At 29.5% G+C, this 11,252-nt stretch carries 9 protein-coding genes; all 9 read right to left on the bottom strand.

All coding sequences use genetic code 11. The features are described from left to right. Window positions 1–68 precede the first annotated feature (68 nt). The 9 genes from proS to aroB are packed head-to-tail and all read right to left on the bottom strand — an operon-like array spanning window position 69 to window position 11,161. Window positions 69–1,505 (bottom strand): proline--tRNA ligase, encoded by a 1,437-nt coding sequence (proS, locus tag DW911_RS10635; protein WP_118434165.1) that lies wholly within the window; start codon window positions 1,503–1,505, stop codon window positions 69–71. A 59-nt stretch (window positions 1,506–1,564) separates the two neighbouring features. Continuing rightward, a complete protein-coding gene (locus tag DW911_RS10630) occupies window positions 1,565–4,582 on the bottom strand; it encodes an AAA family ATPase (protein ID WP_118607806.1) in 3,018 nt (1,005 codons plus the stop codon). After that, complete coding sequence (locus DW911_RS10625) at window positions 4,572–5,699, bottom strand: exonuclease SbcCD subunit D (protein ID WP_118434167.1); 1,128 nt, start codon at window positions 5,697–5,699, stop codon at window positions 4,572–4,574. The genes DW911_RS10630 and DW911_RS10625 overlap by 11 nt, the downstream gene beginning before the upstream one ends. Beyond that, a complete protein-coding gene (locus tag DW911_RS10620) occupies window positions 5,696–6,109 on the bottom strand; it encodes a GNAT family N-acetyltransferase (RefSeq protein WP_118434168.1) in 414 nt (137 codons plus the stop codon). Before DW911_RS10620 ends, DW911_RS10625 begins: the two co-directional genes overlap by 4 nt. 45 nt (window positions 6,110–6,154) lie before the next feature. Beyond that, window positions 6,155–6,643 carry a shikimate kinase gene (locus DW911_RS10615; protein ID WP_118434169.1) on the bottom strand — a complete coding sequence of 163 codons (489 nt, stop codon included), beginning with the start codon at window positions 6,641–6,643 and terminating at the stop codon, window positions 6,155–6,157. Further along, on the bottom strand, window positions 6,640–7,761 hold the full coding sequence (pheA, locus tag DW911_RS10610; RefSeq protein ID WP_118434170.1) for a prephenate dehydratase: 1,122 nt from the start codon (window positions 7,759–7,761) through the stop codon (window positions 6,640–6,642). Before pheA ends, DW911_RS10615 begins: the two co-directional genes overlap by 4 nt. After that, window positions 7,761–8,831: a chorismate synthase gene (aroC, locus tag DW911_RS10605; protein ID WP_118434171.1), complete on the bottom strand. Its 1,071-nt coding sequence runs from the start codon at window positions 8,829–8,831 to the stop codon at window positions 7,761–7,763. The genes pheA and aroC overlap by 1 nt, the downstream gene beginning before the upstream one ends. After that, window positions 8,815–10,101 carry a 3-phosphoshikimate 1-carboxyvinyltransferase gene (gene aroA / locus DW911_RS10600; protein ID WP_118434172.1) on the bottom strand — a complete coding sequence of 429 codons (1,287 nt, stop codon included), beginning with the start codon at window positions 10,099–10,101 and terminating at the stop codon, window positions 8,815–8,817. Before aroA ends, aroC begins: the two co-directional genes overlap by 17 nt. Before the next feature lies 1 nt (window position 10,102). Beyond that, on the bottom strand, window positions 10,103–11,161 hold the full coding sequence (gene aroB, locus DW911_RS10595) for a 3-dehydroquinate synthase (protein WP_118434173.1): 1,059 nt from the start codon (window positions 11,159–11,161) through the stop codon (window positions 10,103–10,105). Between the last annotated feature and the right edge of the window lie 91 nt (window positions 11,162–11,252).

The following is an 11,252-nucleotide window of genomic DNA, read 5'->3' as shown; positions in this document are numbered from 1 at the left end:
TAAAAAACCTATATCTTTATGTAAAGGTATAGGTTTGTCAACAATCTGAAAGAAGAGTTACACTCTTCTTAATAAGCTTTTGCAAAATAAACAACTTTCTTGGCTGGTTTACCACAAATTGGACAAACATCACCAAATGGTTCTTCATCTTTAATACAACGTGATGTTGCTCCTGTATCTTCTTTAATCTTTAATTCACAAGCTTCATCACCACACCACATCATACGAATATAACCACCTTTATTTTCTAAGATGTCTTTAAATTCATCATAATCATGAGCAGTATGTGTATTAGCATCTCTAAAGGCTAATGCTTTGTTATACATTTGTTCATGGATTTCATCCATTAAATTCTTAATTGTTTGGGCTAAATTTTCATCCAAAGCATATTTTTCTTTTGTTCCATCAACACGTCTTGCTAGAACACATTGATTATTTTGAATATCTTTAGGACCAATTTCTAAACGTAATGGAATTCCTCGCATTTCTGCATCAGCAAACTTATATCCTGGTGTTTTATCACTGGCATCTACTTTAACACGAATACCCGCTGCTTTTAATTGTTGTTCAATTTCATATGCTTTATCTAGAACACCTTCTTTATGTTGCATAACCGGTACAATCATCACTTGAATTGGCGCAACACGTGGTGGTAATACTAAACCATTATTATCTCCATGCACCATGATAATAGCACCTAATAAACGTGTTGATGCTCCCCATGATGTTTGATAGACATATTCTAATTTATTTTCTTTATTTAAAAATTTGACATCAAATGCTTTAGCAAAACCTTGACCAAAGTAATGAGATGTTCCTGATTGTAAAGCTTTTCCATCATGCATTAATGCTTCGATAGTGTATGTTTCTTCAGCACCTGCAAATTTTTCTTTTTCAGTTTTACGTCCTGTAATCATTGGAATTGCTAATAATTCTTTACATGTTTCTTCATAAATACCTAACATTTGTAAAGTTTCTTTTCTTGCTTCTTCTTCAGTAGAATGAATTGTATGTCCTTCTTGCCATAAAAATTCAGCCCCACGTAAAAATGGTCTTGTTGTCTTTTCCCATCTTACTACTGAACACCATTGATTATATAATTTTGGTAAATCACGATATGAATTAACAATTTTTGCATAATGTTCACAAAATAAAGTTTCACTTGTAGGTCGAATAACAAGATTTTCTTCTAAATCATCTAATCCGCCTTTTGTTACAACAGCACATTCAGGTGCAAATCCTTCAACGTGATCTGCTTCTTTTTGTAATAATGATTGAGGAATCACAAGCGGCATATATACATTTTCATGTCCTGTCTCTTTAAATCTTCTATCCATATAGTTTTGAATTTGTTCCCACATTGCATAACTATATGGTCTATAAATAATAAATCCTTTAACACTACTATAATCCATTAATTCTGCTTTACGACATACATCTGTATACCATTGAGCAAAATCATCTTCCATAGCAGTAATTGCTTCATTTTTCTTATTATTTGCCATATTATTTCCTCCTAAAAATGTCTTTAATATTTTACTATAGAAAAGATAAAGAAACAAGATTATCTTATCGTAATCTTACTTTCTTTATCTTTACGCGTGACGATGATTCCATGATCTATACGATCTTGTAATTCACCTACGTGAGAAATGATACCTATCAATTTGTCATCTTGTTGAATATCAATCAAACAATTAATCGCTTGATCTAAAGATTGACTATCTAATGTACCAAATCCTTCATCAATAAATAATGTTTTTAATTCAATACCTCCGGCATAATTTTGTATCATTTGTGACAAACCTAAAGCTAAAGATAACGCTGCTTTAAATGATTCTCCTCCTGAAAGAGTTTTAACATCTCGACTCATTCCACTTTCTAAATCTAACACATCCAGTTCAAGTCCTTGTTGACTTCTACCTTTACTTGCATAATCTCTTCTTAAAAGTTGATAACGACCTTGTGATAAACGTTCCATGATTTTATTGGCATACATCAAGACATTTTCAAAATAAGCTGCTAAAACATAGCGTTCTAGTGAAACTCTAGATTGATTTTTCCCACTTGTTAATTCAGCTAAATCTAAGTATCTTTGATAGTCACGAGCCTCTTTTTCTATTTTTTCATCAATTCGATTGATTTCATCAACCCTACTTTTATTCATCATATAATTCATTTTATTATTTTCTAAAGTTTTTTGTTGGAGAAGACATTCTTCTTTTAATTGATTAACATACACTTTTTGGTTATTTAAGTCTACATATTGAATGTTGGAAACTTCTTTTGATAACTGGTCAACTTGTTTTTTTAAAGATAATAATTGAATTTGATATTGTTGATAGACCTCGTTATATTCTTCTTTTTTATCTACTTCATTGAGTAAAGATAAGAAGTGTTCTTCTAAACCAAAATGTTTTAAAGCTTCTAAATATTGTTCATGAATTATATTAAACTGACTTTCTGTATGATTTATTTGTTTAGTATGAAGCTGTATTTGTGAATCTATAGAAACACTTAGTTCTTTTAATTGATGATATTGCATCTCTGTTTGCTTTATTTTTTTATTCAATGATTGTAATTGTTGCCTTATTCCTTGAAGATCTTCTTGTAGTTGATTTAAAGATAAAGAAGCATATTGTTTATCAAGTCTTCCTTCAATATAATTAACTTGTTTTTCTAATTCTTGAATATTTTGATTTAAATGCTCTAGTGTCTGCAATATACCTTTTAAATCATCTTCACTTTTATTGACACTTATCTTTAATTTTTGAATGTACTTTAATTGATTATCCATTTCTTGATAAGCTTGTTTCATTCCCTTTTCTTCTTGTAACAATATACTTAATTCTTTAATAAAAGTTTCTTTACTTAATTCTTCTTGAATTTGTAATTCTTGGCACATTCTTCCAAGTTGTTTTTGTGTTGTTTCAATCAGTTGTTTTTTTAATAAAAGTTGACGATAACATTCATTATATTGTTCTGTTAACTGTTCAACAAGTTGCGTTTGTTTATCTAATTGTTCATTTGTTATGAAATGATCATCAATTTTGGCTAAGTGCGGATGATGCAAAGATCCACAAACCGGGCAAGGTTGATTGTCATTTAAATCTTTAGCTAGAATACCTGCTTGATGATAACGATAATATTGATTATCTAATTCTAATTTATGTTTTTGGTTATTTAAATCTTTTTCTAAAGATAAATATTGTTCCTCAATATCACTTTTTTGATCATATTCTTGATTTAAATGATCATATTCATCTGATAGACGATGTAGTTTAATCTTTTTATCATGTATCGTTTGATAAGATTCTTGTAGGTTTTTCAATTCTAATTTTAAACGTTCTTCACTTTGAATTGTTTCATAATCTTTATCTAATCTTTTTTCTATCTTTTCTTGTTTAGAAATAAAATCTTGTTTATTTGTATTTAATTCTTTTAATCGTTGAAGATAACTTTCTTTTTGTTTGAAATCTACTTGGTATTGGTTTAATTGCGTGATTTTTTCAAGTAAGTGATTTTCCTGTTGTTGTAATTGTAACTTAAGTTGTTCTTGTTGTGGTAATTGTTGATACAGCAAATCAATATCACGAAATTCTTTATGCTTTTGTTTTTGCTTAGAAATAAGTTTTTCTAATTCTTCTTTAGAATGAAGGTATTGATTTTTTAATTGTTGTTGTTGATGATAAATAACTTGAATTTCTTGTACTTGATTAAGTTGATCAACCTTCTCTTTTAATTGATGATAAGTTTTTTCTTGCTTTTTTAATTCTAAGTATTTTTCTTTAGTTTTTTGGTATTGTTCAATCCTTTGATTATTTAATGTTTGTACTTGTAAAAGTTGCGACTGCTTTTGATAATTTTCATTTTTTTCATCATATTTTTTTTCTTCCACTATACATAATTGATGTAAATGATCAAGATAAGCCTTGTAATCCTCATTTTGACATTCCATTTCTTTTTTTAGTCCATCTTTTCTTTGAAACAACTGATTATATTTAACTTGATAATCTTTTACTTTTTGTTTTAGCTTTTCTTCCAATTCCTGATAGATTTCAGTGTGAAATAAATCTCGTAATACTTTTTCACGGTCATCACTTGAAGAAAAAATAAGTTTTGTAAATTCACCTTGAGCAATCATCACAATTTGTTTGAATTGTTTATCATCAACACCCAATAATTGAATGATTTTATTATTGACTTCTTTGGTCCCTTCAATCATTTTTCCATCAGGTAATGTAAGCAATGCTTTAGGTTGTTTAGGCGTCTTTTTCCCAGGAACAAAATATTTGGGAGAGCGTTTTATGACATAACTTTGTTGATGTAATAAAAATTCAAGTTCTACATAGGTTAAAGCATCGGGACTGGCATGATCACAACGAAAAGAATCTTTCTCTCTTACACCACCACTACTTTGACCGTACAAAGCAAATGTAATAGCATCAAAAATCATGGTTTTCCCACTTCCTGTAGGCCCAGTAATCAAAAATAAACCATCTTGGTCAAATGAAGAAAAATCCATTTGAGTACAATTAGCATAAGGTCCAAATGCAGATATCGTCAATAACTTAGGTATCACTTTGTGTTTCCTCCTCAATTAAGTCTTTCACTAAATTAACGGTTTGTAAATCCATTGCTTCTCCCTTCATTTTTAAATAAAACTCTTCCAATATTTCTAACGGTCCTTTTTGTTCAAATCCTTGATTTGCTTTTGTTTGATTACTTGATGAATGTTGGTTTAAATAAGGATATGTTAACTGTAAAATATGATGATATACATTTTTTAATCTTTCATTAGCGTGAGGAATTAATGATGTATCTGATAAATCTACTGAAACATAATCTTGATTATTAATCTCATTTTCTAATAAATCTTTAAAATATCCTTTCACCTTAATCAAATCTATTTGTGGCTTTAAAGGAATCATCTTACATTGTACCTTTTTATCTTCAATTTCTACTTCTAGCATTCCCTTCTTTTGATTTACTTCATCAAAAGAATATTTCATTAAGCTTCCAGCATACCTTACATAATCATATTTGATTTTTTGGCAGGCATGTAAATGTCCTAATGCCACATAGTCAAACTGACTTACTGACTCTACATCAATGATTTCACTTCCCCCAACACTTAAAATAACCTCACTATCACTTTTAATTACCTCTTTATTTCCGGCAATAAACTGATGCGTAACAAGTACATTAGTTTTTGTATAATCAATATCTTGCTTACTTAGGTAGTATTCAAATGCCTCTTGATAACTTACAAAAGACTCATGCTGGTATAAATAAGCAATATAAGTAGGTTTAAAATAAGGAACAAGATAAAAATTGACATCATCAATAACGATTGGTTTGATCTTTTTTTCAGGAAAAGCAACAATATATAACCCTTGTTTTTCTAATAATTTACTTACAAAATTCAATCGTTCATTACTATCATGATTACCTGAAATCATGAGTACTTTTTTGTGATGCTTATTTATTAAACTGTTTAAAAACCAATCAAGTGTTTCAATACTTTCATTACTTGAAATAGCACGATCATAAATATCACCAGCAATAACTAAAACATCAATTTCATGAGTAACTAAATAATCAATGACTTGCTTTAATAAATCAATTTGTAATGGTAATAAATTTTTTTGATAAATAATTTTTCCTAAATGTATATCTGAAATGTGAATAAATTTCATACTTCCTCCAATTGAATAAGATAAACTTCCTTATGTGTTTCCTCTTTAGTAAAATATTTTTTTAATTGTTTGGGAATACTAACTGTTTCTATATACCGTGCTGGTAAATGTTGAATAATATGATGACTTGCCCTATTTTCCGGTGAACAAGTAATAATAAGCTGTTTCATATTCAATTCTTTAGCTTTTTCAAAGATTAAAAAACAAGCCTGTAAACTATAATGATGTCCTTGATAAGGTTTTTCAATAGTATAGCCAATATGACCATCATAATATCTTTCTTGCAATGTTCCCTCTCTTAAAACGATAGTTCCTACACATTGACTACCAACTAAAATATGATAAATATAATAAGGTTTCCATCCCTTTGGTAAACCTGTATGTACATATTCTACTAATTCTAATTTCATAATATCACCTGATTTTTATTATAACATAAAAGTAGGATAACAATGTTATCCTACTTTAGAAATAATAAGATTGACAATCATCTCTAATGATTGGTCATTAATAATATGAATATCACAAGCATTCATATATAATTGTCTTCTTTCTTTATCTAATTGATAAAGTTTTTCCGGACCATCTTTTAATAATGGTCGAGATTGAGTATCTATATCTGTTAAAATATTTTGAATTGGACGATCCAAATAAATAATTATTCCATTTTTCTTGAGTGCATCTATATTTTCTTGACGTTTAATGACACCCCCACCAGTAGAAATAATAACACCTTCTTTTTTAGATAATTCTAAACATGCTTCTTGTTCTAAATCTCTAAAATGATCTTCTGATATAGACATCATATCACTAATACTGCATCCATGTTTTTCAATCAAATATTGATCAATATCAATAACTTCTCGTTTTAATTTTTCACCTAACAATTGAGATATTGTGGTTTTGCCGCAACCCATCATTCCTATTAATACTATATTTTTCATTTTGCTTGTTGATAATTTCCTAATACTCTCATTGTTAGACAATGTGTTTTCATTTCTTGAAGCATCATTTTTACATTTTGATCATGAATACTTCCTTCTAAATCAATATAGAAATAATATTGCCAATTTTTATCTACGATAGGTCTTGATTCAATTCTTGATAGGTTAATTTGATGATCCTTAACTGCTTTTAATACACTATAGAGTGCCCCTACTTTATGTTGTAAAGTAAAAACTATACTACAAACATTAGCATGAGGACTATCTTCTAAATGACGTCCAATAACAATAAAACGAGTATGATTCATTGAAGAATTATGAATATCTTCTTGAATCACATCTAAGTTATAAAGTTGAGCTGCCTGTAAAGAAGCAATAGCTCCCTTTGTTTTATCTTGAAGCTGACTAATATATTTAGCACTGGCAGCTGTATTTGTATAATTCTTTTGAATTATTTGAGGATGCTTAGCTAAAAAGTGAGAACATTGATGTAATCCTTGAGGATGTGAGTAAACTTCTTTTAAATCTTCAAGTTGGGCACCTTTGATTCCCAATAAATGTTGACTAATTGATAAATTGTATTCTCCTACAATATACAAATTATAATTTCTTACTAAATCGTAATTATCATTAATAGCTCCAGTTGAAGAGTTTTCTAATGGAACAATACCATAATCAATTTCATGATTAACAATGGCTTTATAAACATCTTCAAAAAGGGGGTAATTTTTATTATCAACTTCACCAAAATATTGAAGCATAGCTTGATGACCAAAAGCACCTGGTACACCCTGATATCCTACTACAATATTTTCATTTTTATGAGGTAAAGGATGATATAAATCCTGAGTAGGAATAAATTCAGCTTGGTATGATTTACTAATATCCATCACATCTTGAATAAAAGCAGCCCCATAAGTCTTTAATTCTTCACTTTCCATTCTTTGAACATTTTTTTCGATGACTGCCTTTTCTCTTTCGGGTTGAAATATTTCCATATCATGGGCTAATTTATACTCAATAACATTTTTTGATACTTTCATTCTTTGTTCAAACAATTTCATAATTTGTGTGTCAATAGCGTCAATCTCTTGACGACATGTATTTAAATCTTTCATTATCTAATAAAATCTAACATACATAAAGCAGCCATAGCTTCAACTACGACAACTGCACGTTGTACAATGCATGGATCATGACGACCATGTACTTCAATTGTTGTATTTTCTTTTGTTTGAACATTAATTGTATCTTGTTTTTGAGCAATGGATGGGGTTGGTTTAATAGCAACAGTAAAAGTAATCGGCATACCATTCGTAATTCCACCAGTAATACCACCATTATGATTAGATTTTGTTTTTACATTTCCTTTTTCATCATAGTAATAACAATCATTAGCTTGTAAACCATCTAATTCACTAATATGTTCATCTCCAAAACTAACTCCTTTTACCGCAGGAATAGAGAATAATAATTGAGATAAATGACTTTCAACTGAATCAAAGAAAGGTTGTCCAATTCCTGCAGGCATACCTACAATAGCACATTCAATCTTTCCACCTACAGAATTTTGATTTAATCTTGCCTCTTCAATGATCTTTTCCATTTCTTTAAATACTTCTTGATTTAAAGTAGGATATGTTTGTTGGCTTAATAAATCTAAAGTTTCTGTAGTTATAGGGTGTTGAAACGAATCATCATGAATATCTTTAATAGCTAAAATATGGGCACCTACATTAATTCCTTTTTGTTTTAAAATTTGTTTTGCAATGGCCCCTGCAAAAACAATTGGCGCTGTAAGTCTTCCTGAAAAATGTCCGCCCCCTCTTACATCATTAAATCCATGATATTTTACATAAGCAGGATAGTCACTATGTCCAGGACGCATATGAGATTTTAATAGTGAGTAGTCTTTTGAATGTTGATCACTATTATAAATTAATCCTGTTAGTGGTGCACCCGTTGTGATACCATCTTGAACACCACTAATAATATCAACTTCATCGGCTTCTTTTCTCGCTGTAGACATTTTATTAAGTCCTGGAGCACGTCGTTTCATATCTTTTTTGATTTCATCGTAGTCTAATTGGATTCCACTAGGAAGGTTACCAATAGTAATACCAATTGCTTTACCATGTGATTCTCCAAATAAAGTAAGTTCTATATTGTTTCTATATGTCGCTGGCATCTATTTTCCCTCCTAACGCTGCAAAATCTTCCCAAAAACTTGGATATGATTTTTTTACACATTCTTTATTATCTATGACCATAGGTTCTTTACAAACAGTTGATGCGATAGCTAACATCATCGCCATACGATGATCATCATGCGATGAAACTGCACCCCCTGTTAAATAATCAACACCTTCGATTTCCATTGAACTTTCATGTTCAATCACTTTAGCACCTAGTTTATTAAGTTCTAATACTGTAGCGGATAAACGATCACATTCTTTAATACGTAAGCGTGATGCATTAATAACTTCACTATGACCTTTTGATAGTGCTAAAGCTAATGTCACAACCGGAATCACATCAGGACATTGACTTGCATCAACTACAGTATGTTGCAAGCCATGACTTACAACTTGAATACCACCATTTTTCTTTTCTAAAGTACAGTTCATAGCTTGTAAAAAATCTATTGTTGCTTTATCTCCTTGTAATGAATTTAAATTTAAATCCATTAAAGTCACATCATTATTTAAAGCTCCTGCAACTAAATAAAATGCAGCCTGTGAAAAATCAGCTTCCACACGATAATCTCTTGCTTGATATTCTTGTCTTCCTCGTACAATAAACTGCTTATAATTGTGATTAATAATTTCTATTCCATATAATTTTAAAACATCTAATGTTAAATCAATATATCCTTTGCTTTCTAAAGGTGTCGTTATTTCAATAATAGAATCACTAGAAAGTAAAGGTAAAGCAAAAAGCAATCCAGTAATAAACTGTGAAGAAATATGTCCGGGGATACGATATAAATCAGGTTTTAATGTTCCTACAATATTTAAATCTAAAACATTTTCTCGATATAAATATCCTATATTTTGTCTTTCAAATATTTCATAGAAAGTATCTAGTGGTCTTTTACCTAAATTCCCTCTACCGATAAAACGTACCTTATTTTCTTTAGCAATAGAAATAGGCACCATAAAACGTAATGTTGATCCTGATTCTTCACAATCTATTTCTACACCAGGCATAGTATTATTTTTAGAAAATGTACTTTTACCATCAATGATTAAATAATCATCATATTGTTCGATTCTCGTACCTAATGCTTCCATTGCTTTAATAGTGGCCTTAATATCTTGGGAATATTCAATATTATCAATACGTGATTGACCATTTGATAAACTTGCAGCAATAATCGCACGATGAGCTAAAGATTTTGATGGCGGAACAGAAACTTGTCCTTTTAATTTTGTAGGATTTAATTTTATTTGACTCATTTTATACCCTTTCTTTTTTTAATAAAAATTCTTGATTTGTTTTATAAACAAAACTATGCCCTATTTCTTTTAATAATACAAGTGATAAAGAATTATTTATGTTTTTCTTATCTAAAGCAATAGCTTTCATTAAATCTTGAGTTACTACGTTGCATTGATAAGGAAGATGATATTTTTCTAGAATTTCTTTAATTTGATCACTCGTATGACTTTGTGTCATACCTTGTGTTTCACTTAACTTTGTAATTTGATACATTCCCATAGCCACAGCTTCACCATGAGAATATTTTTTATAATGATAATATTGTTCTATAGCATGACCATAAGTATGACCAAAGTTTAATAATAAACGATCACCAAAATCAAATTGATCTTTTTCTACAACATCTCTTTTAATATCAACACATGTATAAATAATATCATCAATTGATTCATAAAGTTCATCAAAGCCATGATATTGATTCAATTTATCAAATAAGTTTTTATCTTTAATACATCCATATTTAATGACTTCACCCATTCCATCATTAATAAAATGTGGCGATAAAGTTTTTAAAGTAGTAGGATCAATTAAAACCATTGATGGATGATAAAATGCCCCAACTAAGTTTTTACCATCTGGTAAATCAACAGCTACCTTTCCTCCTACAGAACTATCAACTTGTGCTAAAAGTGAAGTTGGAATTTGTACAAGCTGTACCCCTCTTAAATAACTGCTTGCTACAAAGCCAGCCATATCACCAATAACACCACCACCTAAAGCAATAATTAAATCAGTACGAGTTAATTTAAAATCTAAACAAGCTTTATATAACATAGGAAGCATATCAAATCGTTTTGATTGTTCTCCGTGTTCTACCACAACATGTCCTACTGTATAATCAGATGCTAGATTGTTTGTGAGTGCTTCACCATATAAAGGATAAACCTGATCATCAGAAATGATCATTATTTTCTTTCCTTTAAATACTGTTTTAATTTTTTCATTTGCTTTTTTTAAAATGTTTTTTTCAATATAAATAGGATAACTATGTTCCTTTAAATTAACGATCATTTCCATTTTCATCACCCTAAATTTCTTTATTAACAGCTTTTGCGATTGGTTTTAATTCTTCCATTAATTGAGCAAATTTCGCTGGTTTTAATGATTG

The sequence above is a fragment of the Erysipelatoclostridium sp. AM42-17 genome, from assembly GCF_003480255.1.
Classification (GTDB): domain Bacteria; phylum Bacillota_I; class Bacilli_A; order Erysipelotrichales; family Coprobacillaceae; genus Faecalibacillus.
The sequence above is the reverse complement of the archived record's forward strand: the minus strand, read 5'-3'. Positions and strand labels throughout refer to the sequence as shown.

Bases quoted from the DNA above. Each gene is read 5' to 3' on its own strand.
- proS (WP_118434165.1), bottom strand. From the start codon at position 1,505: ATGGCAAATAATAAGAAAAATGAAGCAATTACTGCTATGGAAGATGAT.
- DW911_RS10625 (WP_118434167.1), bottom strand. From the start codon at position 5,699: ATGAAATTTATTCACATTTCAGATATACATTTAGGAAAAATTATTTAT.
- DW911_RS10620 (WP_118434168.1), bottom strand. From the start codon at position 6,109: ATGAAATTAGAATTAGTAGAATATGTACATACAGGTTTACCAAAGGGA.
- DW911_RS10615 (WP_118434169.1), bottom strand. From the start codon at position 6,643: ATGAAAAATATAGTATTAATAGGAATGATGGGTTGCGGCAAAACCACA.
- pheA (WP_118434170.1), bottom strand. From the start codon at position 7,761: ATGAAAGATTTAAATACATGTCGTCAAGAGATTGACGCTATTGACACA.
- aroC (WP_118434171.1), bottom strand. From the start codon at position 8,831: ATGCCAGCGACATATAGAAACAATATAGAACTTACTTTATTTGGAGAA.
- aroA (WP_118434172.1), bottom strand. From the start codon at position 10,101: ATGAGTCAAATAAAATTAAATCCTACAAAATTAAAAGGACAAGTTTCT.
- aroB (WP_118434173.1), bottom strand. From the start codon at position 11,161: ATGGAAATGATCGTTAATTTAAAGGAACATAGTTATCCTATTTATATT.